This is a genomic window from Faucicola mancuniensis (genome assembly GCF_046523945.1).
Taxonomy (GTDB): domain Bacteria; phylum Pseudomonadota; class Gammaproteobacteria; order Pseudomonadales; family Moraxellaceae; genus Faucicola; species Faucicola mancuniensis.
Window position 1 is genome coordinate 1,393,091 of the sequence record NZ_CP171363.1, and the last position, 25,410, is coordinate 1,418,500.

General features: G+C 40.7%; 19 protein-coding genes. 12 read left to right on the plus strand and 7 right to left on the minus strand.

Features of this window, described 5'->3' with window-relative positions; translation table 11 throughout:
• The first annotated feature begins 1 nt into the window (after window position 1).
• From ACGTJS_RS06855 to ACGTJS_RS06870, 4 genes are all read left to right on the plus strand, one after another.
• Window positions 2-196, plus strand: a complete 195-nt coding sequence (locus ACGTJS_RS06855; protein WP_315040664.1) for a hypothetical protein — start codon at window positions 2-4, stop codon at window positions 194-196.
• 48 nt (window positions 197-244) lie between these two features.
• Window positions 245-4,027: an AAA family ATPase gene (locus tag ACGTJS_RS06860; RefSeq protein WP_410471540.1), complete on the plus strand. Its 3,783-nt coding sequence runs from the start codon at window positions 245-247 to the stop codon at window positions 4,025-4,027.
• 128 nt (window positions 4,028-4,155) lie between these two features.
• A complete protein-coding gene (locus ACGTJS_RS06865) occupies window positions 4,156-5,103 on the plus strand; it encodes a tetratricopeptide repeat protein (RefSeq protein ID WP_410471541.1) in 948 nt (315 codons plus the stop codon).
• Between the two features lie 105 nt (window positions 5,104-5,208).
• Entirely contained in the window at window positions 5,209-7,479 is a 2,271-nt protein-coding gene (locus tag ACGTJS_RS06870) for an esterase/lipase family protein (protein WP_410471542.1), read from the plus strand.
• A gap of 95 nt (window positions 7,480-7,574) precedes the next feature.
• Here ACGTJS_RS06870 and ACGTJS_RS06875 read toward each other — a convergent pair whose 3' ends face one another.
• Window positions 7,575-8,984 carry an exonuclease SbcCD subunit D C-terminal domain-containing protein gene (locus ACGTJS_RS06875; protein ID WP_410471543.1) on the minus strand — a complete coding sequence of 470 codons (1,410 nt, stop codon included), beginning with the start codon at window positions 8,982-8,984 and terminating at the stop codon, window positions 7,575-7,577.
• 11 nt (window positions 8,985-8,995) lie between these two features.
• Window positions 8,996-9,895, minus strand: coding sequence for a hydrogen peroxide-inducible genes activator (locus ACGTJS_RS06880; protein ID WP_315040656.1), 900 nt, complete (start codon window positions 9,893-9,895; stop codon window positions 8,996-8,998).
• A 217-nt stretch (window positions 9,896-10,112) separates the two neighbouring features.
• On the opposite strand from ACGTJS_RS06880, the gene ahpC reads away from it, so the two are divergent.
• Window positions 10,113-10,679, plus strand: a complete 567-nt coding sequence (gene ahpC / locus ACGTJS_RS06885; RefSeq protein ID WP_315040655.1) for an alkyl hydroperoxide reductase subunit C — start codon at window positions 10,113-10,115, stop codon at window positions 10,677-10,679.
• Window positions 10,680-10,819: 140 nt separating this feature from the next.
• Window positions 10,820-13,618, plus strand: a complete 2,799-nt coding sequence (locus ACGTJS_RS06890; RefSeq protein WP_410471544.1) for a hypothetical protein — start codon at window positions 10,820-10,822, stop codon at window positions 13,616-13,618.
• A gap of 118 nt (window positions 13,619-13,736) precedes the next feature.
• Here the strand turns inward: ACGTJS_RS06890 and hisA are convergent, their stop codons facing one another.
• Window positions 13,737-14,474, minus strand: coding sequence for a 1-(5-phosphoribosyl)-5-[(5-phosphoribosylamino)methylideneamino]imidazole-4-carboxamide isomerase (hisA, locus tag ACGTJS_RS06895; RefSeq protein WP_315040652.1), 738 nt, complete (start codon window positions 14,472-14,474; stop codon window positions 13,737-13,739).
• A gap of 300 nt (window positions 14,475-14,774) precedes the next feature.
• On the opposite strand from hisA, the gene ACGTJS_RS06900 reads away from it, so the two are divergent.
• The 6 genes from ACGTJS_RS06900 to nqrF are packed head-to-tail and all read left to right on the plus strand — an operon-like array spanning window position 14,775 to window position 20,725.
• Window positions 14,775-16,124, plus strand: coding sequence for a Na(+)-translocating NADH-quinone reductase subunit A (locus ACGTJS_RS06900; protein WP_315040651.1), 1,350 nt, complete (start codon window positions 14,775-14,777; stop codon window positions 16,122-16,124).
• Between the two features lie 3 nt (window positions 16,125-16,127).
• Window positions 16,128-17,345: an NADH:ubiquinone reductase (Na(+)-transporting) subunit B gene (locus ACGTJS_RS06905; protein ID WP_410471545.1), complete on the plus strand. Its 1,218-nt coding sequence runs from the start codon at window positions 16,128-16,130 to the stop codon at window positions 17,343-17,345.
• Entirely contained in the window at window positions 17,332-18,153 is an 822-nt protein-coding gene (locus tag ACGTJS_RS06910) for a Na(+)-translocating NADH-quinone reductase subunit C (RefSeq protein ID WP_410471546.1), read from the plus strand. The genes ACGTJS_RS06905 and ACGTJS_RS06910 overlap by 14 nt, the downstream gene beginning before the upstream one ends.
• Before the next feature lie 2 nt (window positions 18,154-18,155).
• Window positions 18,156-18,857 (plus strand): NADH:ubiquinone reductase (Na(+)-transporting) subunit D, encoded by a 702-nt coding sequence (locus ACGTJS_RS06915; RefSeq protein WP_410471547.1) that lies wholly within the window; start codon window positions 18,156-18,158, stop codon window positions 18,855-18,857.
• Between the two features lie 10 nt (window positions 18,858-18,867).
• Window positions 18,868-19,479, plus strand: coding sequence for an NADH:ubiquinone reductase (Na(+)-transporting) subunit E (nqrE, locus tag ACGTJS_RS06920; protein WP_410471548.1), 612 nt, complete (start codon window positions 18,868-18,870; stop codon window positions 19,477-19,479).
• A 16-nt stretch (window positions 19,480-19,495) separates the two neighbouring features.
• Window positions 19,496-20,725: an NADH:ubiquinone reductase (Na(+)-transporting) subunit F gene (gene nqrF, locus ACGTJS_RS06925; protein WP_315044224.1), complete on the plus strand. Its 1,230-nt coding sequence runs from the start codon at window positions 19,496-19,498 to the stop codon at window positions 20,723-20,725.
• Window positions 20,726-20,817: 92 nt separating this feature from the next.
• Here the strand turns inward: nqrF and polA are convergent, their stop codons facing one another.
• The 4 genes from polA to ACGTJS_RS06945 form a co-directional block, all read right to left on the minus strand.
• A complete protein-coding gene (gene polA / locus ACGTJS_RS06930; protein WP_410471549.1) occupies window positions 20,818-23,685 on the minus strand; it encodes a DNA polymerase I in 2,868 nt (955 codons plus the stop codon).
• 102 nt (window positions 23,686-23,787) lie between these two features.
• Complete coding sequence (locus ACGTJS_RS06935; protein ID WP_410471550.1) at window positions 23,788-24,708, minus strand: polyprenyl synthetase family protein; 921 nt, start codon at window positions 24,706-24,708, stop codon at window positions 23,788-23,790.
• Window positions 24,701-25,072, minus strand: coding sequence for a hypothetical protein (locus ACGTJS_RS06940; protein WP_410471551.1), 372 nt, complete (start codon window positions 25,070-25,072; stop codon window positions 24,701-24,703). Before ACGTJS_RS06940 ends, ACGTJS_RS06935 begins: the two co-directional genes overlap by 8 nt.
• 5 nt (window positions 25,073-25,077) lie before the next feature.
• On the minus strand, window positions 25,078-25,338 hold the full coding sequence (locus ACGTJS_RS06945; protein WP_410471552.1) for a hypothetical protein: 261 nt from the start codon (window positions 25,336-25,338) through the stop codon (window positions 25,078-25,080).
• Window positions 25,339-25,410: the final 72 nt, after the last annotated feature.

Genomic DNA, 25,410 nt, shown 5'->3' on the forward strand with positions numbered 1-25,410 from the left:
AATGACTGAAAATGTTGGCTTAAATACACCTGTTGAACAAATATCCGCTGAGGAATATCAAGCTCCATCAAATAGCTCTAAAATCATCCATAAGCTCACAGCGTATTTAAAAGAACATTTTTTAGTCATTTTGTCAGGTCTTTTGTCTGGCTCAGTGATTGCTTATATCAGTTCACGATTTTTTATTGCAAGATAGGGCGGTTTGCCATAAAATCTTAACAACTTGCCAATATTTGACACAGCTATGAAAATCCTAAAATTACGTTTTAAAAATCTCAATTCTTTAAAAGGCGAATGGCAGATTGACTTTCGCCACCCTGCTTACGCTAACGAAGGCATTTTTGCCATCACAGGGTCGACAGGTGCAGGCAAAAGCACGATTTTGGACGCTATTTGTCTGGCATTATACGGCATCACGCCACGTTTAAAAGATATTAGCCAAAGCCAAAACGACATTATGTCTCGCCAAACAGGTGAATGTTTTGCCGAAGTGGTTTTTACAACAAATTCAAATAGTTACACTGCATTTTGGAGTCAAAAACGGGCTTATGTCAAAGCCGAAGGCAAATTGCAATCGCCAAAACATGAGCTTTCTTATTATATTGACGACAACGAAAAAGGCACGTTAATAGAAGAAAAAGCCCAACGCACAAAAGCCAAAATTGAAGAAATCACAGGCATGGATTTTCATCGCTTTACTCGTGCGATGTTGCTTGCACAGGGCAGTTTTTCCGCCTTTTTGCAAGCAGATGCCGATGACCGTTCGCCCATTTTGGAGCAAATCACAGGCACAGAAATTTACACCGACATTTCCAAAAAAGTGCACGAATTGCACCGCCAAGCCGAGCTTGAACTCAAAAGTTTAACCGACAAACTCTCTGGCATTCAACTATTAAGCGATGACGAAGAACGGCAATTAACCGAACAAAAATCCGCTTTACTCACCGACATTCAACAACAAAAAACCGATATTGACAACACCGAAAAAGACCGAATTTGGCGACAAAATCTCGCCTATTACACACAGCAAGTTGCCGAATTAAGCCAACAACAAACGCAATTATCAACACAAGTTGAGCAATTTGCACCCAAAAAACAACAATTACAACGTGCGTTAAAAGCCTTGCAAGTCACAGGCGATGTTAATCAAGCGAACTTTTTGCAACACCAATTAACACAGCAACAAGCCGAATTGGCACAATTTAACCAACAATTGCCGATTATTAATAATAATTGCGAAGTTGAGAAAAACAATTTATTTAGTTTACAAAACAAAATGCAAGCGAGCGAAACTGCTTGGCAAACGGCTGAACCCTTGTTTCATCAAGTGCGAGAGCTGGACACCACGATTTTTCAACAACAAAATCAATTGCAAGATGTCAATGACAATTTGCAACAAATTCAAACGCAACTTGAGCAAAAAAAACAAGATTTAACCGCACAACGGACGGTTTTGCAAGGTATTTTGCAACAGCAAACGCACAAAAAAAATCTGCAACAACAAATCCCCAAAGCTGATAGTTTGCCACAGACTTTAGCCACGTTACGCCAATTGCAAGAAAATTCGCAAGAATTGCAAAAGCAACAACAAACGCTATCGCAAGAGCAAGCCAATTTACAACAAATTCAACAGCAACTTACCCAACAAAACCAAACTTTTGACGAGCAATTACAACAGTTAAACGCCCAATTACAACAGCAACAACACGCCAAACAACAACTTGACCAACAGATTAATGACGCATTAAACGGACAAAATTTTGCAAATTTACGCCAACAAGCCGAGCAATTTTGGCAAGTGAAAAATTTGTTAGAATTGCTAAAAAATAGCATTGGCGAATGGCAATATAACACGGATATTTACACACAAAACACAACAAAATTTGATAATATCAACGCCGAATTAACCGCTTTACAAACTACTTGGCAACACGAAAAACTACAGCAACAGCACGCAGAAGAAAAGGTGAATTTGCTCAATCACAATTTGTTGCTACTTGCCAAAATCAAGGATTTAAGCCAAGAGCGACACCGTTTGGTTGATGGCGAGCCGTGTCCGTTGTGCGGTGCGACCAGCCACCCTTTTGCCAGCGATACGCCAAATCCATCAGACGAAACAGAACAAGCGTTGGCTATTGCTAAACAGCAACTTGCCAATCACAATGAACAATTACAAAAATTGTCGCTTGATAAAAACGATTGGCAAAATCAACAGCAATTTTTAAACGAGCAACAACAAAATATCCGCCAAAAAAATAATATTTTGATTGAGCAAATGCAAGCAAATATCAATCAATTAAACAATTTTAACATCAATCTTCATTGGCAAAATTTACAACAAAATTTTGTAAATTTAAGCCATGTTTATCAACAAAAATCTGATAAAAATTGGCAAAACTTTATCCCACAATTACAAGATTTTTTACAATTATTAGATAATTATTTATTAAATTTAAATAATGAATTAAATAATTTGCAACAACGTCTTAATAGTGTGGAAAATTTGCAACAACAGCAACAACATAACCAACAAATGCTTGCTAATTTATCCGAAACATACAACCAACAGCAACATCAGCAAGCCTTACGACAAAGCGAACAACAGTACAACCAAGCACGTTTGCACGAGATTGAACAACAATTTGCCAATTTTGCAAACAGACAACAGCAGTTGCAACAGCGTGTTGATGATTTGACACAAGATTTTTATCCATCTGTACAAATGTTTGTGCCGATTGAAAAACGCCTTGATGATTTGCAAAATTTTCATCAACAATATCAACAGCTTGAAAAAGAAATTGGTGATTTTTCTCACCTAATTAGCGAAAGTCAAAAACGCATTGCGACTTTATTGGCTGATGAACAAAATTTGATAAATAATCAACAACAAGCCCAACAAAAACAGAAACAACTCAACCAAAAATTGCAAGCATTACAGCAAAATCGCCAGCAATTATTCGGTAATAAAAACGTACAAGCCGAAGCCGAGCAACTGTTACAACAAAAACAACAAGATTTTGACGCATGGCGACAAGGCGAGAAAACCGTAAATGATTTGACCAATCATTTACACATTTTGCAAAAGCAAATGGACGGTTTAACCTTATTAATCGAGCAATTAACCACCCAAAAAAGCGAACTTGACGACAAAATTCAGCAAAAATTTAATCAACTTAAGTTTTCTAATTTAGCCGATTATCAATCTGCTTGCCTAACTGATGATGAGCGTGAAGATTTGCAAAATCAAGCAAACACACTTAACGAACAACAGCAACGCCTTGATACGCTACTTTCTCAAGCCAAAAATGAACAACAATTGTTGCTTAATCAACCACGTACCGAATTGACATTAACCGTTTTATTAGAAAATTTAGAAAAGCTAAAACGAAATTTAAGCAAAAATGAACAAAAACTTGGTAGTGTTGAACAAATGTTAAACACTAATCAACAAGTAAAACAATCGCAAACCAATTTAATCGCACAAATTGAACAAAAAAATCAAAACGCAAAAGAATGGCAATATTTGCACAAACTGATTGGTTCAAGCGATGGCAAAAAATTCCGTAATTTTGCACAAGGCTTGACTTTTAACATGATGATTAACCACGCCAATCAGCAGTTACAAAAGATGAGCGACCGATATTTGTTGATTGCTGATAGCGAACAGCCGTTGATGTTAAACGTGATTGACAATTATCAAGGCGGACAGGTGCGAACGAGTAAAAATTTGTCTGGTGGTGAGAGTTTTATTATCAGTTTGGCGTTGGCGTTGGGGCTGTCAAATATGGCGAGCCATCGGATGCGAGTGGATTCGTTGTTTTTGGACGAAGGTTTTGGCACGCTGGACGAAGAAGCGTTGGACGTGGCGTTGGATACCTTGTCCACGTTGCAACAGTCGGGCAAGCTCATTGGCGTGATTTCGCATATTTCTGCGTTAAAAGAACGCATTAGCAGTAAAATCGTGGTAACGCCAAAGACAGGCGGTGTCAGTAAAATTGACGGTGCAGGCGTTGAAAAATTGGGCTAATTTTGCACAATTTTTACAATCATGACGGAAAAATAACAATATGATTACTGATTTTTTGTAAAAAATCTTGCATTATAGTGCGTATTTATTTTTTAAATTTTTTTAAGTTGACTTTTGAAGGATTTTTTATGAAAAATTTTGCCAAATTATCTGCTACTGGGCTGTTGTCAATTGGCGTTTTAACACTGGCTTTTCCTGCACAATCAGCGGTTTTGAAACAAAAACCTGCGAGTACAAAGGCAAACGTTCAACAAAAAAGACAACAAGATTTAACAGTTAAAACACCTGTGCAACAACCTGCTAGCCAAGTGGCTGCCCAAAATGCCCCACAAGTGGCAGGTGATAATGGCTTGTCATTGACAACGGTGAGCTATCCAAAGGCGACAACCATGCAGTGGATTGGCACGGATATCAATAATTTTGGGGCAAATGTGCCAAAGCCGACTTTGCGTTTGAGCAACGTTAGCACTGTGCCAACGGTTGTTGTACCACAGACGACTGCTAACGATAGCCAAATTGATGTGAGCGTGATTGATGATTTTATCGCCTATGCATCGCCAATGGCTCGTCATTATCCGCCTGTGTTTGTCAATCGTACCGACCGTTACAACACCATTCAGCGTGTTAAACAATTGTCTAGTTGGATTGAGCCGTACGCCCAAGCCAACAATGCATCTTATGATGTGTTGTTGCGTGCCACCAAATTGAATGCGATGGCTCGTAACTTGGATTTGGGTTCGGATTATGCGGTGAAAGCCAGCACTTATGTAACTCGTGCGATGAAAATCCAAAACTCGGCAGAAGCCAACTTTTTGTATGGGGCAATGTTAGCCGAAGGCGGTGGTTTTGACGAAGGGGCAAAATACCTTGAAAAAGCCGAAAAAATGGGCTTTAGCGAAGCGACACAAAGCCTTGCCCAAGCCGATTTGTTAAACGACAAAAAAGAGCGTGCCATTCAACGCCTAAACGATTTTAAAGCCAAATATCCAAACGACCCATATATTGATGAGCAAATCCGTCTTGTGAATAGTGGTGAATATTATATTTGGAAAATCCCTGCCAAAGTTGTGCGTTAATTTATCGGTTATTTTTAACAATAAACTTTTCACATAAACATAGGTTTACCATGTCAATTATCATATAATAATGAAAATTGGCATGGTTTTTTATTTGGATAATGTATGAAAAAGATGTGTTTTCGTCAAAAAATATTGAGTATTGGCTTGCTTGCGAGTGTTAGCCTAACTGCTTGTAGCACAGCTCCAATTGCCAAACGCAACACCACCACCGCTATGGTACAAGAGCGTGTTAGCGTTTTGACAGGTTCAAGCCTAAGTAGCGATACCCAAAGCCGACTGATACAAGCAGGGCTTGATGAAAATGACTGTCTTGTCAATATGCCAAACTGTATCGTAACCTTGCAAAAAAGCGACTTGGGCGTGCAACCTGACAAAGGTTTGTATGGTGCGATTGCCGAGCTGTTTTTTGCGTCCGCCAAACAAAAAGAGCAGGGCAAAAACTGCGTTGCCGATGTCAAAACTTTGGCGACCGATTTTGCCAAAGATTTTCAGCCGATTGACAGTCAAAAAAATATTGATAAATCAAAGAGTTGTCTAAATTTAAAACAAGATGACTTGTTACAAGCGGTGCGTTTTTCGTATATTTATTTGATGTATGATATGTTAAAAGACACGCCGACCACCACGCCAAATTCGCTGTTATATTTGCCAAAAGAGCGTGATACCCAAATCAAAGATTTGTACTATGCGTCCATTGATGAACTTGGAAACGAGCTTTATGAAGAAAAACTAATCAATCATTACCAAATTAATGGCAATCAAATTTTGGTAAAATTGAACAACGAGAATTTGAATGTCAAAGGCGAAAACACAGGAAAACTGGTATCTAGCTACCAAATTAATTTAAAAAACCTAAATAGTATTAGTCGCCGTGATGGCTTTGGTATTAACTATGTGGCGATTTTGGACGACCGTTATACCACATCTATTCGTAATCAGATTTTGAACAACAGCCAAAACGATGTCGCACCGAGCGAACGTATTCACAAAGTGGGTCATTTGCCTGTTACGGTGCTGTTGACACCCAAAGGCGATAGTTTAGAAAATCTTATCAAAACCACCGATTTTTCATTAAATCTGTATGACCCTTATCAAGTCAATCAAGTCAATTTGTTTGATAAACCTTTTGCTTTGTCTGCCAATTTTTCTGCCCCTTATGGGCTTTGGATTAAGGAAAATGCCCTTGAGCCTTTGAGTATTTTTAATATGTTCGCTTCGCCTTATCAAAACAGCCAACCACAGTTATTCATGCTTGAGCCGTATAATCCGAACAAACGAGTGATTATTATGTTGCACGGTTTGGCATCTAGCCCAGATACGTGGATTCGGCTGACCAATGATATTTTTAACGACCCATTGTTGCGTGATAATTATCAAGTTTGGCAAATGTTTTATCCGACCAATGTGCCGATTTTGGAAAATCGTTATCAAATTGCTGAGCTGATTAAAACCGCTTTTCATGATGTTGACCCCAATGCACAGGACAATGCCAGTCATCATGCAGTCATCATTGGGCATAGCATGGGCGGTGTGATTGGGCGAATGTTGGTGTCTGATGATGATTTAACGCCAAATCTCAAGCAAATTATGGAAAATCATATTCATCGTGGTGAATTGCCAAGTATTTATCGCAATTTTGAAAAATTAAGCGACAACGAAAAGTTAGAACTAAGCAAACGCCTAGCGTTACAAGCCTTGTCAGAGATTGACCGAGCGGTATTTATCTCTGCACCGTTTCAAGGGACGGACTATGCCGACCGTTGGTTTACTCGTGGCTTACGCCGAATTATCAGTATTCCAGCAGGTTTTGTCAAAACCGTTACCGCAAGTCTCAACGCCTTGTTTACTGATGCACAACTGAATAACAATCCGTTGGCAGGTTTGTTTTTGGAAAATGGTGCAAGCCAATTAAGCGACAAATCGTTTTTTATGCGATTAACCAAAGATGTCAAAATCAAACCAAACGTTGCTGTCAATACCTTGATTGCCACCGATGACAAAGATTTGTACGATGCCTTAAATACGCAAGCCAAGCAACAACTGAAACAAAACGATTTGCCAAGCACACAAAAAGCGACAACGCCAATCACAGCCATTTATAACCAAAATAGCCTTGATAAAGCCAAAGCCGAACTTGCCGAGCGTGATAATCTGCTCGCCCAAGTCAGCGAAGGGGCGACCGAACGCCTGTCTGATGGTATTGTGCCGTATCAAAGTGCCAGTTTAAAAGGGGTGGAATCCGAAAAAATCTTGTCAGGCAAACACAATGTGCATACCAGTCCGCAAGCGGTGCTAGAGCTTCGCCGAATTTTGCATAAACATCTACAAAATTACCCAACCACTACAACCAAAAGCGTGGATAAACAGCCTTAAAGTTGCAAAATGGGTAAAATGGAAATCGCAATGACATTTTTTTATCAAAAAAACCACATTTCAAAATATGTGGCTTTTTGTGTGGTTTTGGTTTGTTATGATGGTTGATGAGCCATGTTTAAATCTTCCAACACTTGTGCATATTTTGCTAGCAACATCGGCTTATCAGCCTCCGCCACTTGATTTGCTGTCATACATCGCTCAAACACGTCATTTTCGTTCAATTCGTCCAGCGTTTCGTCTAACACCTGTGCTTGCAAGGTGCGTGTTTTTAACTGCAAATTTTTGGTGCGTAACACTTCAACATTGCTATTTTTAACGATTTCATCAACTTGTTCACGCAAATCACTGACAAAATCATCGCCTTGATAACTGACTTCAATCCAAACTTTTGTTTGATTTTTTACCAAAATTTTAAGCTGTTTTTTAATCTCTGTCAAATCACCTTTAACACTGCAAAGCGACTTAAATACAGGCACAGCAAGCGATTGAATAACCGTATCATCTTGTATAGCGACATTATACGGTTGGTTTAAATTCACATCATCATTATCAAAATTACTAAATAAATCTAAACTGTTATTTTTATTATTTTTAATAGTTTGATAAGATTTTAAGGTTTTGATTTGTGGTAAAATCGGCTTTGCTAATAACGTTTTATCCGCAAAAAACCGCACCAGATTTACCTGCTTTTGTTGATTGGCTTCCCCAAATCCCATCGCAATCGGCGAACCGCTATAGCGAATTTTTTCATCACCGCCAACGATTTGTGGCACGTGCAAATGCCCCAACGCCACATAATCATAACGGTTATCCGATGTTTCAAAAATCTGCGTCGTTACCGAACCGAGCGTACCGACGTATAAATCTTTTACGCCATCGCCTTCCACCGTTTGACCGCCAACCATAAATAAATGTCCAGTTGCGATAATCGGAATTTGTTTGTTAAATTGTTGTTCTAATGCTTGTTTTTTGGCAAAAGCGATTTCATTCACCTTTTGGTAATGCGTGTGAATGCCGTGAACAAGCTGATTTTCTTTATCCGCCAACGTTTCGCCACTGCCGACTTGTCGCACATCACGGTCTCGCAAATACGGCACAGCCGAGATGATAATCTCTGGTTCGTGGTTTTTATCGTGCAAAATCAGCACTTCATCGGCAAGATAATGGTTATTAACCGTGCCGATAACATGGACGTTTAAAAATTTTAACAAAGATTTTGGTGCGTCCAAAAAACTTGGCGAGTCGTGATTACCTGCGACAATGACGACATGACGACAGCCACTTTTGGCGACATCGCCCAAAAATTGATAATACAATTGTTGCGTTTGGTTGTTTGGCGTGTTGGTGTCAAAAATATCGCCTGCAATGAGCAAAATATCAACGTTTTGTTCACGAATGGTTGATAATTGCCATTGCAAAAAAGCAAAAAATTCGTCATAACGTGGCTTGCCGTGCAAGTTACGCCCAAGGTGCCAATCCGAAGTGTGTAAAAGCGTTAGCATGGTTTTATTCATTATTCCGATTTATTTAAGGTGTCGGCAAAAATTTTACCCAACAAATTCACATCATCAACCCTAGCATAGTTTAAGCGTGTGATAAATGCCAGCCGTCTGTGCGGGCCTGCTTCTGCCAGTGGAATGGTGATAATGTTAGGGTTTTGTTGGCGGATTTGGGTTTCTGCCATTTGTGGGACAAGGGTCGTTCCCATACCGCTTAATGCCATTTGCACAAGGGTGGTAAGGTTCGCTTCGCTAAAGCTGTTTTTCACCTTTTGTTTGTCCAAATGACACACCGACAAGGCATGGTCGGTCAAGCAATGCCCTTCGCCAAGTAACATCAAATTGCTATCCAACAAGTCATCAGCGTTGATACTGCTTTGGTTGGCGTGGCTGTCATTTGCCGAAAAAATTGCCAAAAAATTCTCTTGCCAAAACTCAAACGCAAGTAACCCATCAGTATTATAAGGCAGGGCAATAATCGCCGTATCAATCGTGCCGTAACGCACTTTTTCAATCAGACGCTCGGTCTGCTCTTCCACGATAGACAGTTGCACATTGGGAAACTGCTCACGCAAACTTGGTAACACTTTTGGCAACAAAAACGGTGCAATCGTGGGAATAATGCCAATCGTCATCGGATAGGCTAGGGGCATTTGGTGAGTTTGTGCTCTGGTTATCAAATCATTAACTTCCGAAAAAATGCGTTTGGCTCGCTCCAAAATCTCTTCACCAATCGGTGTAATCAACACTTGTTTGTTATTGCGTTCAAAAACTTGGGTATCAAGCTGTTTTTCAAGCTCGGCTATGCCAAGACTTAAGGCGGATTGTGAAATGTTACACTCTTCGGCAGCACGTTTAAAATGCTTGTATTTTGCGACTGCAAGGGCGAATTCTAATTGGCGTAATGTAATCATGATAAACCTTTTGTCAAAAAATATTTGATAATAATGATGGTTTTTATTATAGTCTTATCATTTAAAAAATAAAACAGTTTTATAAAAACTTTTAACTAGACTGATTATAATTTTGCGTTAAGATAGAGAGAAATAAAACGAACGAGCATAACAAAACGTTCTTTTATTTTTTATTCATTAACCATTTTTTTTAAACCAATAGATAGAAGGAAATGCTATGACAGCTATCATCAACCAAACCATTCCAGAATTTAAAACCGAAGCGTTCGTAAACGGTGAGTTTAAAACCATCTCATCTGACGATGTTAAAGGCAAATGGGCTATTTTCATGTTTTACCCACATGACTTTACCTTTGTTTGCCCAACTGAATTAGAAGATATGGCAGAGCATTACGAAGAGCTACAAGGCTTAGGTGTTGAAGTGTACGCAGTTTCTACTGACACGCACTTTGTTCACAAAGCTTGGCATGACGCATCACCTGCCATCGGTAAAGTAAAATACCCAATGCTAGGCGATGGCACAGGCGACATCACTCGTGGCTTTAACGTGATGATTGAAGATCAGCACGCAGCACTTCGTGGTACTTTCTTGGTAGACCCAGACGGACTTATCAAAGTGGCTGAAATCCACGACTTGGGTATTGGTCGCTCTGCGAAAGACATGATTCGTAAAGTAAAAGCAGCTCAATACGTGCGTGAAAATGACGGCGAAGTTTGCCCAGCAGCTTGGGAAGCAGGTCAAGAAACCTTAAAACCAAGCCTTGATTTGGTTGGTAAAATTTAATATTTATCAACTTAATTTAAAAAAAATTAAAGAAAAAAATCCCCAAATGCTAGTTTTGGGGATTTTTTTTGTTATAATGGGTTTTATGTTAGTGTCAACGCCATTTTCGTCCCAACCATTTAACCCAAAAAGAGCCGACTGTGAGTATTACGCACCAAACCAATAGCCTACTAAACGCCTTACAAAGCAAACAAATGCCGAGTTATCCGATTTTTTTGTTTGATTTTTTGCAAAAAATTGACTTTGATTTTAGCCAAAAAAGCATTAATCATCTCAATCGTTTTTTACAACAGCTTCACAAAAAATCACTCACCACCGAAAAAATTTTAAGTCAACAAGGTGGCGATTCTTTGTTGTTGGCGATGGCGGTTTATTTGGGCGAATGTTTAGCCAAACGCACAGGCGAACAGATTATTTGGTACGATTACGCCCAAGCTACCGCCGAAATTGACAAACAAAATCAATTACATAGCACCCATTTTGAACTGCCAAAACAGTTTGAAAATTCATTACTTGCCAAAATCGGTGAAGTTTATTGTCAGCCCTTGATGATTATTCATCAATCTTTGTTAGGAAATAATGTGTTGTTGCCATTTTTAGCCGAAATGCAATACACCATTTTTAACAAAGCCCAAGTCAATATCAATGATGAACCAAACCAAGTCGCCCAAGCCTATTTACACAAAGTCAAAACGGGCAAATTGTTGGACAGCACGATTGGATTTTTTGCCGAATTGCAAACGGTGGATTTTGATTTTAGCCAAAATAGTTTGGAACAAATTGATACTGTTTTGCAAAATATTAAACAAAAATATCAATTTTCGTCCAATATGTATGCCGATTTTATCCAAAATCCAGCCTATCAACATTTTTGTTATTTGTTGGGCTTTTATATTGGCATGACGGCGAGCCGATTGTCCAACATTGCGGTGAAATGGACGGATTTTAAAGCGATGTATGATATGTTGGACGGCGAATTTGACAATTGTTTGGAACACCGTTTTATTTTGTTGATGGAAAATCATTATCGCACGCCAATGTTGGTGATTACCAATCATTTGTTTGATATTGCCCCAAATTTTATCAGATCGGCTGTGGTATTTGCCAATATTTTGCACGAACAAAATGCCAGCGATTTAACCATTTTTGCCGAGCCTTTTGAGCCAAATCATGTTGAACATTTGCCAAAAACATGGCAACAAAGTATCGCCCCTTTGACAAAAATGTTACACGACAAACTTGAGCAAATTGTGCATAAAGATTTATGGTTGCCCACCGTTTTTTATCTGAATAAAGACGCACAGACAGGCAAATTTCAGCCCATTTTTCAAGCCATCAATAACATGAATATTGACCAAGCGATTGATAATCTGTACGAAGACATGGATTTTTATCAAAAATCATCGCCGATTGTGCTGGGCTGTTATCCGATGTTTGCCAACTTGCCGACAGGGCGACAACCTGCCATCACCATAGAAGTGCGACTGTCTGATTTGGCGTTGCAGTTGATTTGGGCGTATCGTATGCCTGACTTTGCGGTGTTACCGATGGTGAGCAATCAAGCGAACCTAACCGATGATGTCAAAAACTGGGTCAATGCCTTGTGCCAAAATTTGGCAAAGCAAAAAATTGGCGAAGAGCATTTGTCCGATTTTTGGTTAAATAAATTTGACAATCACGCAAGCACACCGCACAACGATAAAAAAAAACGCCAAAATATTGACGATATCGCCCTAAACGTGTTGCCAATGGGAGACGACATTGTCAAAATAGACGAACATATCGGCATTGGCGTGAATGTGGTAACGCCAAGTTTTGATTATGCCAAACTTAACTGGCAAGGCTTTGATTTGCCAAAATATGTGTTAGACATGAGCGAGCAACAACGCAGTTATTTACAGGCACTTGCCCCCAACCGATTGTTAAATGATGAGCTATTTAGCCAAGCCCACGCCATGATGCATTTGTACCGTTTTGGCAAAGTGGTGTGGGGTGCAGTGGTGTCGGCTGATGAAAAACTGTATCAACCTACCACAGAAGTGATTGATTTTGATAACTTTTTTATTGCCGAAATCGTGTATGACCCCACAGGGCAAACCGATGTTAAAACATTACATCATCTTGCCAACAACTTACAAAAACTTCAAAACCTTGATACCAGCCAACTACCTGCCGACCAAGCCTTTGTCGCTCTGCATTTGCAAGACGGTCGCTCTCGACTGTTTGCTCACCCTTATCCGCCAAGTTTGGCGACAACGCCTTGCGTTATCAGCAGTACATGGGTTTGGCGTAGGCATTTGCCAAACGCCATGCTGTCGGATAGCCTTGTGCCGATTGTCATTGACGCAAAAACCGACAGTCCGCACACAGGGCGAGTGATGGTGTTGCCAAGCCGTTTTTGGCAATTAAAACAAACAGATAACCAAAGTTTTTATCAACATTGGCTTGCCAAATCCTTAAAGGCATTTGGGGAAAATTATGATTTAATGCCAAACATTTTGGCACAAGAACAACAAGGTGATTTTTTTGCCCAAGCCCAATTTGCCAAAGTGCAAGCCCAAATTTATCCAAAATTTAAAATATCTGCCAAAACGACCCATATAGCAACACAAAACCCACAATCCATCAAGACAACGGCACAACCGACTGCACAAAATATTGATAACGTTAATAAAAATGTGTTAAAAAATGAAGCTAATTTTGTCAAAAATTCTGTGCAAAATCAAGTTGTTACTCCACCAAGCCAAAACCCACCAACCGAAAAACCGACCGCTTTAATCGCAGATTTGCAACAGCAATTATTGGCGGAGCAAGCTCGTTTGCAATCAGAACTGTCTACCACCGACCACGATAAGGAACGCAAACTTTACATCATTGCAGGAGTTGTCCTTGTCGTGGTGATTTTGGCAATCATTTTGGCAAAAGTGATGGGACAATAAATGGTAAATAAATAAAAAGGCTTAATAATCAATTAAGCCTTTTTTATTGCAACAAAAAGAAACCAAGTAAAAGTTGGATTGTAATAACAACCCAACTTAATCATGTATTGAATTACTGTTAGCTATCCAACAAAACTTGAGCTGATGCGATATCAAGCGTCCCTTCATAAATTGCTCGCCCTGTGATAATGCCTTCAAGATACTCACTATACGGTTTCAAATTCTCAATATCTTGCAAATCCGTAACCCCACCCGACGCAATCACAGGAATACCGCTATATTTTGCCAAATTCACCGTTTGTTCCACGTTCACGCCTTGCATCATGCCATCACGGGCGATATCGGTATAAACGATTGACGACACACCTGCATCGGCAAAACGCTTTGCCAAATCCACCGCTTTTACGTCCGTTACATTCGCCCAACCATGTGTCGCCACCATGCCGTCTTTGGCATCAATACCAACAATGATATGTCCTGCAAATTCTTTGCACGCTTCTTCCACAAATTCTGGCTGTTCCACCGCTTTTGTGCCGATGATGATATAGGTCAAACCTGCTTCCAAATAATGACGAATGGTTTCAAGGCTACGCACACCGCCACCCAACTGAATTGGCAAATTTGGGTGGGCTTTGGCAATTGCTGTTACCACATTTTTATGTACAGGCACACCGTCAAACGCACCGTTTAAATCCACCAAATGCAAGCGTCTTGCCCCTTCATGCACCCATCGGCTCGCCATCGCCACAGGGTCATCGCTAAATACAGTGTCGTCTTCCATACGTCCTTGTTTTAGGCGGACGCATTTGCCATCTTTTAGGTCAATCGCTGGAATAATTAGGGTTTTATTGCTCATAAAGATATCCTTTTGGTTAAAGACAATTATTTTATCAAACAATTGTCGGTATTTATACAAAAAATTGGTATTTCTTGTCAAAGAAATGTCATATCTGCTAGAAATTTTGAGTAATTTTACCGTATAATGGCAGGTTAAGTAATATTTTTTTATAAACTGATACAAAATAGAAAAGTTTTTACTTTTGGTATAACGATTTGTTTTTATCAGTAAAAAAATTTATTTTGTGAATTTTATGATTTTATACGATAGTTTATTGTATAAGTTTTTGTTCGTACTTTTCAATACAGAAGATTGCTTATGATTACCATCAAAAAGGGGCTTGATGTTCCCATTAGTGGCTCGCCAAGTAGCAATAGTAGCGACATTAGCCAATTTAGCCCAAAACAGGTCGCCCTGATTGGTTTTGATTATATTGGCATGAAGCCATCTATGCTTGTGCAAGAAGGCGATACGGTTGCCAAAGGGCAAGCCGTTTTTACGGATAAAAAGCGTGAAGGCGTGGTGTTTGCTGCACCTGCGTCTGGGCGTGTGGTGGCGATTAACCGTGGCGAACGCCGTGTGTTTGAAAGCCTTGTCATTGAGGTGGATAACAGTATCCCTGCCAAAACCTTTAACAAATATCAATCAAGCGAGCTTGTTAACTTGTCTCGTGAAACGGTTGTCAGCCAGCTAGTTGAGTCAGGTGAGTGGACGGCGTTTCGCACGCGTCCGTTTAGCCGTACGCCAAATATTAGCGATGTGCCATCTGCGATTTTTGTCAATATGATGGATACCAATCCGCTTGCGTTTGACCCTATGCTTATGATTAAAGAAGAGCAACAGGCGTTTAATGACGGTTTGGCGTTGCTTTCTCGTTTGACTGATAAAGTGATGGTTTGTCACGAAGGTTCACAGTCGGTGGATAAGGTCAGCTTGGCAAATGTGAGCTATCACGGCTTTAAAGGGGTACACCCAGCAGGTTTGGCAGGCACGCACATTCATTTTTTACGTCCTGTGGGGCGTGGCGTTACGGTCTGGACGATTGGCTATCAAGACGTGATTGCTTTTGGTAAATTATTTACCTTAGGTGAGTTGTACACCGTGCGTATGTTAAGCCTAGCGGGTCCTGTTGTTAATAATCCACGTTTGGTTGTGACTGACCGTGGGGCGGATTTGGCGGAATTGACCCAAAATGAGTTGGCTCATGGCGATAATCGGGTGATTTCAGGCTCGGTATTGTCAGGTCGCACCGCAACAGGTTCGCTTGGCTTTTTGGGGCGTTTTCATTATCAAGTGTCGGCATTGGCTGAAGGTTATGAACGTCCTGCGATGCACTTTTTTACCTTGGGGAAAAATCGTTTTTCGGTCATGCCGATTTATTTGTCACAATTTTTTAAAGGTAAAAAGTTTGCCATGACGACCAGTAATAATGGCTCGGCTCGTGCGATGGTGCCTATTGGTAGCTATGAAAAAGTGATGCCTTTGGATATTTTGCCAACGCAATTATTGCGTGCGTTGATTGTGGAAGATATTTTGACAGCAGAAGAGCTTGGCGTGCTTGAGCTTGATGAAGAAGATTTGGCATTGTGTACTTTTGTTAGCCCTGGCAAATATGAGTTTGGCGATATTTTACGGGATAATTTGACCCGTATTGAGATGGAGGGCTAGACGTTGAAATTTATTCACAATATTTTTGATAAGGCTGAACCGCATTTTACACATGGTGGCAAATATGAAAAATATTTTGCTGTGTATGAAATGTTTGATACCTTTTTTCGCCAACCGAATAACCGTACCTATAGTGCGTCCCATGTGCGTGATGGTATTGATTTAAAACGTATTATGATTACGGTGTGGTTGTGTGCGTTTCCTGCGATGTTTTGGGGAATGTACAACACAGGTCATCAAGCTTTGATGGCGATGGCAAAGACAGGGGCGACTGCGTCTGGCTGGCGTACCATTATTACCGATTTGTTTGGGTATAATGCTGACAGTATTTTGGCGTGTTTTGCTTTTGGTGCAATGCAGTTTTTACCGATTTATATTGTTACCTTTGTGGTGGGGATTTTTTGGGAAATAGTGTTTGCCATTTATCGTAAGCATGAAGTTAATGAAGGCTTTTTTGTGACCTCCATTTTGTTTGCTTTGACTTTGCCACCGAGTATTCCGCTTTGGCAAGTGGCATTGGGGATTACCTTTGGTGTCGTAGTGGCAAAAGAAGTGTTTGGCGGTACAGGTAAAAACTTCTTAAACCCAGCTCTTGCAGGTCGTGCGTTTTTGTACTTTGCGTATCCTGCGGCAATCTCTGGCGATGCGGTATGGACTGGGGTAGATGGTTATTCTGGTGCGACTCCGCTTGGACAGGCTGCCGTTGGCACGATGAGCAATGCGTTTAACAATGGTTTTGACCAGACTTTAACATGGGCAAATGCGTTTTTGGGTAATATGCAAGGCTCTATCGGTGAAGTGTCTACACTTGCGATTTTAATCGGTGCGGTGGGTTTGCTTTGGACAAAAATTGCGTCTTGGCGAATCATGGCAGGCGTGATGATTGGTATGATTGCGACCAGTTTGTTATTTAATATTTTTGGTAATCAAAATCATGCGTTACAAATGATGCCGTTTTGGTGGCATTTTGTGTTGGGCGGTTTTGCTTTTGGTATGGTATTTATGGCAACTGACCCTGTGTCAGCAGCGATGACCAATGTTGGTCGTTGGTGGTATGGGATTTTGATTGGGTTTATGACGGTGATTATCCGTGTGATTAACCCTGCGTTCCCAGAAGGCATTATGCTTGCGATTTTATTTGCCAACCTATTTGCCCCATTGTTTGACTATTTTGTAACCCAAGCCAATATCAAACGGAGAAAACGTTATGTCCAACAGTAAAGATAGTAATGTTCGTACTTTGACCGTTGCCTTAGTGTTGTGTTTAATCTGTTCGGTCATGGTGTCTGCGGTGGCAGTCGGCTTAAAATCACAACAAGCAGGCAATGTTACTTTAGACCAAAACAAAAACGTCTTGATTGCATCAGGCTTGGCAACTGAAACCACCAGCAAAAGCGAAATTGAAAAATTATCGGCAGATTTTAAGCCGTATATTATCAACACAACGACAGGGCAGTTTGCCACAGCAGAAGAAATTCAAAAAGCCAATATCACCGATATCAATACTTATGATGCGGACGTGGCAGCCAAACGTCCTGGCATGGGAACGCCTGTAGAAAATGACGTGGCTCGTGTCAAAGCCGTACCAATTCTTGCCAAAGTGTTTATCAAAATGGACGCATCTGGCAAACCTGAAATCATCGCCCTACCTGTGCGTGGCTATGGTCTTTGGGGGATTATCTATGGTTATCTTGCCCTTGAAGGTGATATGAACACCGTCAAAGGCGTGAGTTTTTATCAGCATAAAGAAACCGCAGGTCTAGGCTCTCGCATTACCGAACCACAATGGCGAGCACAATGGGAAGGTAAAAAAGCCTATGACGAACAAGGCAACATTACCGTAGGCGTGGTAAAAAATGGCACAGCCAAACCAAACCCAAACTATATTGACGGTGTCAGCGGTGCGACCATTACCAGTAATGGTGTGGGTAAATTTATGCAATTTTGGCTAAGTGATAAAGGCTACAAACCATTTTTAGACAATCTAAAAAATGGTAAAGCTGGCACACCTGCAAATACAGGAGCGTAATCATGGCAGAAAAAGCAACGACTAATGAATTATTAACCAAACCAATCTTTAACAATAACCCAATCGCCTTACAAATTTTGGGTATTTGTTCAGCATTGGCGGTAACAACCAGTATTAAAAATGCCTTGATTATGTGCGTGTGTTTAACCTTAGTTACCGCATTTTCTAGCTTTTTTATCTCAATTATCCGCAATCATATTCCATCGTCCATTCGTATTATTGTACAAATGGTGGTGATTGCGTCTTTGGTAATCGTGGTTGAACAAATCCTAAAAGCGGTAACTTATGATACCGCCAAATCACTGGGTGCGTTTATCGGTCTTATCATTACCAACTGTATCGTGATGGGGCGTGCTGAAGCATATGCCATGAGCAACCCACCGATTCCAAGTTTTATTGATGGGATTGGCAATGGTTTGGGCTATTCTGCGGTATTGATTTTTGTAGCGACCATTCGTGAGTTTTTTGGTAATGGCTCTATTTTGGGTATGCAAATCCTTGAAAAAGTAACCGATGGCGGTTGGTACGTGCCAAATGGCTTGTTATTATTGCCACCATCAGCATTCTTTGTGATTGCATTATTCATTGTGATTATCCGTATGTGGAAAAAAGAACAACAAGAACCTGCTGAATTTGTGATGAAACCACAATCAAAAGCAATGCTTCATGTCGCTCACGACCCACATCGCAGTCATGGCAAATAAGGAGTAAGTTATGGGCGACCATTTGAATATATTTTTAATGTCGGCATTTATCCAAAATATGGCATTGTCCTACTTTTTGGGTATGTGTACCTTTATTGCCATTTCCAAAAAAGTTTCAACAGCGATTGGTCTTGGCGTGGCGGTTGTGGTAGTCATGGCGATTACCGTACCTTTGTCAAACGTGTTGTACCAGTTTTTGTTAAAAGATGGTGCATTGGCGTGGGCAGGTTTTCCAAATACTGATTTGAGCTTTTTGGGTTTGCTGTGCTACATTGCTTTAATTGCCGCTGTGGTGCAAATCATGGAGATGTTTTTGGACAAATTTATGCCAAGTTTGTACAATGCGTTGGGCGTATATTTGCCACTGATTACTGTAAACTGTGCGATTATGGGTGGCGTATTGTTCATGATTGAGCGTGATTACACCATTGCTGAATCTGCCGTGTATGGTTTTGGTTCAGGTTTGGGTTGGGGCGTGGCGATTGTGTTACTGGCTGCCATTCGTGAAAAACTCAAATACTCAGACGTACCTGCACCGCTTCGTGGTCTAGGCATTACCTTTATCACAGTTGGCTTGATGTCGCTTGGCTTTATGTCATTCGGCGGTATCTCATTGGTGTAGCGATTAGGAGAAATTTATGAGCTTAATTTTTGCGGGCATCGTGATGTTTACGCTGATTATCATGAGTTTTGTCGTGGTAATTTTGATAGCTCGTGGCAAACTCGTCAGCACAGGCGATGTTACCATTCACATCAACGATGACCCTGCTAACGATGTTGTTACCCCTGCTGGTGGCAAACTATTACAAACCTTAGCAAGCAAAGGCGTGTTTTTGTCATCTGCCTGTGGTGGTGGTGGTACTTGTGGTCAATGTCGTTGTCAAGTGATTGAAGGTGGTGGCTCAATTTTGCCAACCGAAGAAGGTCATTTTACCCAAGGCGAGATTCGTGATAACTGGCGTTTGGCGTGTCAAGTTGCTGTCAAACAAGACATGAAAGTTGAAATTGACCCGGAATTTTTTGGTGTCAAAAAATGGGAATGTGAAGTCGTTTCTAATGACAACGTGGCAACTTTTATCAAAGAATTGGTGCTAAAAATTCCAGAAGGCGAAGAAGTCAATTTCCGTGCAGGTGGCTACGTTCAGCTAGAAGCCCCACCGCATGAAGTGCATTATAAAGACTTTGCCGTGGATAAACAATATCACGAAGATTGGGATAAATTTAACCTATGGCAATATGTGTCAAAAGTTGATGAACCTGTCATTCGTGCCTACTCAATGGCAAACTACCCAGAAGAAAAAGGCATTATTAAATTTAACATTCGTATCGCAAGCCCACCCCCACGTGGTGGTGAAGGCATTCCACCGGGCAAAATGTCGTCTTGGGTATTTAGCCTAAAACCGGGTGATAAAGTAACCGTGTCAGGTCCTTATGGTGAGTTTTTTGCCAAAGACACCAAAAACGAGATGATTTTTATCGGTGGTGGTGCGGGTATGGCACCGATGCGTTCGCACATTTTTGACCAATTAAAACGCCTAAATTCTGACCGCAAAATCAGCTTTTGGTATGGGGCGAGAAGTAAGCGTGAAATGTTCTATGTGGAAGATTACGACAGCTTGCAAGAAGAGTTTGACAACTTTGAATGGCACGTTGCGTTATCTGACCCAATGCCAGAAGACAATTGGGACGGCTACACAGGCTTTATTCATAACGTGCTTTATGAAGAATACCTAAAAGACCACCCTGCACCAGAAGATTGTGAGTTTTATATGTGTGGACCACCTGTGATGAATGATGCGGTCATCAAAATGCTAAAATCGCTTGGCGTGGAAGATGAAAACATCATGTTAGATAACTTTGGTGGTTAATTTCGGTAGTTAAAATTTAACCAATCAAAAAAAATCCCAATTCAGACGAGTTGGGATTTTTTATTTTGGTGGTTTTTGTAACGTTAAAGCGATTAATGAGCTGTATCCCAATTATCGCCGACACCTACTTCTACCAATAACGGCACAGCAAAATCAATCTGCCAGCCCAATTTTTTGGCGGTATCGCTAAATACGTTTTGCATGGCGGTTTTGATAAGTTGGCTTATGCTTTCAACTTGGTCTTCGTCCACTTCAAATACCAATTCATCATGCACCTGCAGTAGCATTTTAGCACTTTCTTGACCATTTGGGGTTGTTGGCAATACGTCATTGACCGCAATCATGGCAAGTTTGATAATATCAGCAGCCGAGCCTTGTAACGGTGCATTAATCGCCGCACGTTCAGCTGGCTGGCGTACCATCGCATTGCTATTTTGCACATCAGGCGTATAAATTTTTCGCCCCAAAATGGTATCCACATAGCCTTGCTCATGTGCCAGATTGCGAGTGGTCTGCATATAGGCTTTGACAGTCGGATAACGGCTAAAGTAGAGATTGATGTAGTCCTGTGCTTGCTCCCTGCTAAAACCCAACTGTTTGGCAAGCCCAAACTGGCTCATACCGTACAATAGTCCAAAGTTAATGGCTTTGGCTTGACGGCGTTCTTCATTGCTCACGTCCGCCAAATCTTTACCCAAAATTTCGCTTGCGGTGGCTTTGTGAATGTCATGCCCTTCGTTAAACGCACGAATTAACGCAGGGTCTTTGGCAAAATGTGCCATCAATCGTAATTCAATCTGTGAATAATCCGCCGAAATGATTTTTCGCCCTTTTGGTGCAATAAAGGCTTCACGAATCAGCCGTCCTGTATCGGTACGAATTGGAATATTTTGCAAATTTGGGTCGGTGGACGACAGTCGCCCTGTTGATGTCAAAGCCTGATGGTAGCTGGTATGCACACGGTTGTTGTCGTCTGCGACATTGGCAAGTGTGTCCGTATAGGTGCTTTTTAATTTTGCCAAACTGCGGTACTCAAGCACGGTATCCACCAATTCATGCTCAATTTTTGCCAACACTTGTTCGCTTGTGGAATATTGTCCTGTTTTGGTTTTTTTACCGCCTGATAGTTTTAATTTGTCAAATAAAATCTCGCCCAACTGTTTTGGACTGGCAAGGTTAAACACTTCGCCTGCTTGGGCGTGGGCGGTTTTTTCTAATTGTTGAATTTTGCTGTCAAATTCTTGTGATAATTTTGTCAAAAATTGTTTGTCAATTAAAATCCCATCTTTTTCCATTTGATACAAAATTTGGGCGACAGGAATTTCAATATGTTTTAACAAATTGTGTTCGTTTTCGCTTAATTTTTTGGCAAAAAATTCAAATAATTGTAAAGTAATATCAGCATCTTCACACGCATAATGGCTTGCAGTGGCTAAATTGACTTTATCAAAAGTGATTTGCTTTGCCCCTTTGCCCGCCACGTCTTCAAACGAAGTCGTCAAAACGTGCAAATAATGGCGTGCCAAATCGTCCATGTTGTGCCGTGTGGCGACTGTGTTTAACACATAACTTGCGAGCATGGTGTCCATGTGCCAGTTGTGTGGCTGGGCGAGTGCGATATTTTCGTTTGCCAAAATATGGCTGTCGTATTTGAGATGTTGTCCGATTTTGCCAATATTTGGATTTTCCAACAGCGGTTTTAATTGGCGTAATACGTCGGTTTTGTCAAGCTGTGGGCTGATGCGTTGCCCCAATTCGTCCACATGATTGACAGGCACATAAAAGGCTTCGTGGGCGGTTGTGGCAAAGGACAAACCGACAATATTTGCCGTTTGCCAGTTTAAATCGGTGGTTTCAGTATCCACCGCAAAATACGGCACGGACTGCAATTTTGCTAATAATTGTTCAAAATCGGCTTGATTGGTAATGGTGTGATATTGTTTTGTTATACTGGATTTTTGTAAACTTTTATTTTGTAAATCTAGGCTGTTGGTGTTGGTGTCAAACGTTGTTTGTTGGTTGCCATTGGATTGATTGGCAGGGTGAAATGGGTGGTTTAAAGACGCAATTTCGTTTTTAAATTCCAATTTGCTAAAAATCGCTCGGCGTGCGTCAAGGTTAAACGCAGGGTCGGTCGGCAGTCGCAGGCTTTCAATGCTCGGTACAATGTCAAGGTTGGTGATGATAGTCGCAAGCGTTTTATCCAGTTTGATACTGTCAATGCTGTCCAAAAAGTTTTGTTTTTGTTTGCCTTTTAATTTATCAATATTTGCCAAAATATTGTCAATGCTGTCGTACTCGGTGAGCAGTTTTTCGGCGGTAACTTTGCCAATGCCCGCCACACCTTTGATACCGTCTGACGCATCGCCCATTAGCGTGAGATAATCAATGATTTGGCGGGGTTCTACCCCAAATTTTTCTTTGACCCCTGCGACATCAAAGCGTTTGTCATCAAAGCTATTTTCCACGACAATCGCTTCATTCACAAGCTGACACATATCTTTGTCACCAGTGGAAATGATGACGTGATAGCCTTGTTCACAGGCTTGGTGGGCGAGCGTGCCGATGATGTCGTCCGCTTCCACGCCTTCTTGAAACAATAGCGGAATGCCCAAGGCTTGAATCATCTGATGAATGTAGGGAATTTGCTCTGCAAGCTCGGACGGCATTTCTGGGCGGTCGCCTTTATAAATTTCGGATAATTGATGGCGAAAAGTGGGGGCTTTGGTGTCAAAGGCAACCGCCATATGGGTGGGTTGATAGCGGTTCATCAGTTTGTTAATGGCATTTAACGTGCCACGCACAGCATTGGTGTGCAAGCCTTGACTAGTTTTCATTTCAACAGGCAAGGCGTGAAAGGTGCGAAATAGATAATACGAGCCGTCCACTAGGATAAATGGCGGTTGTTCTTTGTTAATATGGTCGGTGGTGAGTAAGGCGGTAGGGGTTTTTGTTGTCATGTTATTTGTCTTTTACGTTGTTGTCTTTTATATTGTGATGTTGGTTAACAATTTTGGAAATTAGTTCTAGTAATTAGGTTTGGCAATCAGTTTTGAAAAAAATTATTTTTGTCTAGCCCAAAGCCAATTGGCTAAATCAATTAAATAATTTTCGTTACCAAACTCTGCAATCACCGCATTTTTAGCCGTATCAAACAAACTTTGGGCGTAATCTTTGGCTTGTTCTACGCCTAAGAGTTTCACATAAGTTGATTTATCTAACTTTTCATCACTGTGAGCAGGCTTGCCAAGTTGCTCTGTGTCGGCGGTTACGTCCAAAATGTCATCTTGTACTTGAAACGCTAGACCGATATTTTTGGAAAAAATTTCCAATGCGTTTAATTGTTGTTCATTCGCTTGCCCGCAAATACCACCCATTAACACAGACGCTTCAATCAACGCTCCTGTTTTGTCTCGGTGAATGGCTTCAAGTTCGGCTTGGGTTAGGTTTTTTTGTTCGCCATTTAAATCAAGCATTTGTCCCATAATCATACGTCTGGCTCGTGGGGTAAACGTTGTTAATAAATTATTCCCAATTCGCCAACTTTCGGCAAAAATCTGTTCGCAAAACGTTTCAAACGCCAAATTTTGCAGCACATCACCTGCAAGCAGGGCGGTCGCTTCGCCAAATTTGATATGCGTGGTCGGTCGTCCACGCCGTAAATCGTCATCGTCCATGCAGGGTAAATCATCATGAACAAGTGAATAGCCGTGCAACAATTCCACTGCAAGCATAGAAAGGCGAACGCTGTCAATTTTACCAATATTTTTATAAAAATTTTGTTGATTAATGACTTGTGAAACGGTAGCAAAACTGCTCGCCACAAGTAGCGGTCGTACCCGTTTTCCGCCGTTAGTCATGGCGTATAGACAGGCACTGTGCAAGGGTTCTGGCAAATGTTTGTCGGTGATATAGGCGGTGATATCTCTTTCAAGTTGCGTAATAATCGCTTGAGAAAAGTCGGTAAAAGTGGGCTTAGTCATCGTTTAATTCATCTTCGGTCGGCAGTTCAAAGGGTGGGTGATAGCTCATGGCAACGATTTTTATTTCATCGTCAAAATATTGATAATGCAAAATATATTCGCTGACTTGTTCGCCATTGCTGGCGGTTTCATAATCAGGAATACCAATGTGATAATGCCAAAGTTTATGCTGTTGGGCGTAATTTACTTTTGCCAAATAATTGAGATTATCTGTTGGCACATTATCTGATGATTTATTGCGACCTTGTAAATCGGCTAAACCATAATTTTCAACGTGTTCAATAAATGTACGAATTTTTTCTTGGTCCTGTTTTGGAAAATTTAAAAACCGTTTGGCAAACAAAGTAGCTAAAGTAACTTTCATAATAATTACACAAGACTCGCTTTTACCCAGTTCGTAAAACTATCTAAATCTTTAGACACGCCTTTTGGTATTTCAATAAAACCGCTATCAATGGCTGATTGCATTTCATTAATATCATAGTCAAACGCTGTTTCTTGACGGTGTTGAGTAGTTGCAAAGGCTTGTGATAGTGTTTTTTCAACCAAGTTTTTTGCACTAATGCCTTGAGCTTGGGCTTGTTGATGAATGGTTTGTTCAATTTGTGGTGGTAAATCAATGACTATCATCATTTTTCCTTTTTATCATTATTATCAATCAAAAACACAAAAACCGCTCTGTTAAGAACGGTTTTTGTCCAA